Here is a 1,067-nt window from a genome sequence, read left to right on the forward strand (position 1 = left end):
TGGAGCATCCGGGCCGCCGACGAGACCGGCCAGGCCGTGGTCACCATCGGCTCCCTGATCACCCGCCCGGTCACCACCCCGGCCGATGACCTATTCGCCGTCACCTGGACCGAGGTACCCACCCCCGAGACCACGCCCACAACCGACGACGTCGTCGTCTTCACCGCCCACCCCGACAACAACGACCCACTCACCCAAACCCGCACCCTGACCACCCGCACCCTGCAAGCCCTCCAAACCCACCTCACCACCACCAACACCCTGATCGTGCACACCGGAACCGACCTACCCTCCGCCGCCGTATCCGGCCTCGTCCGCTCCGCCCAGTCAGAACACCCCAACCGAATCATCCTCATCGAAAGCGACACCCCCCTCACCCACCACCAACTCACCGCAGCCACCACCCTCAACGAACCCCGACTACGAATCACCGACAACCGCTGGGAAGCACCACGACTCACCCACACCCAACCACTGACCATCCCCGACAACGACACCTGGCAACTGCAACAACCCCAAACCGGCACCCTGCAAGACCTCACCCTCACCCACACCCCCCAACGCCCCCTGCAACCCGGCGAAGTACGCATCGCCGTCCGCGCCGCCGGCCTCAACTTCCGCGACGTCGTCGTCGCCCTCGGCATGGTCAACGACACCCGACTGGCCGGAGGCGAAGCGGCCGGCACAGTCCTGGAGACGGGACCCGACGTGCAGGGTCTGGTTCCCGGCGACAGGGTGTTCGGCCTGGTCGAAGGCGGCTTCGGCCCAATCGCCATCGCCGATCAACGCACCGTGACGGTGATTCCAGAGGATTGGTCGTTCGCGACGGCGGCATCCATCCCGGTCGCCTTCGCCACCGCCTACTACAGCTTGGTCGACCTGGCCCACCTCAACGCAGGCGAATCAGTCCTCATCCACGCCGCCACCGGCGGCGTCGGCATGGCCGCCACCCAACTCGCCCACCACCTCGGCGCCACCATCTACGCCACCGCCAGCACCCCCAAACAACACCTGCTGCGAGCGGCCGGGATAGAAAGGATCGCCGACTCACGCACCACCGACTTCCG

The 1,067-nt window shown here is 67.0% G+C and carries 1 protein-coding gene; it reads left to right on the forward strand.

The window, feature by feature from the left end; all coding sequences use genetic code 11:
- Positions 1-1,067 (forward strand): alcohol dehydrogenase catalytic domain-containing protein (locus ACGFIO_RS44355; RefSeq protein WP_392837345.1); only part of this gene is annotated, 1,067 nt, incomplete at both ends.

Origin of the sequence: Actinoplanes sp. NPDC049265 (assembly GCF_043197135.1) — a bacterium.
Classification (GTDB): Bacteria; Actinomycetota; Actinomycetes; order Mycobacteriales; family Micromonosporaceae; genus Actinoplanes.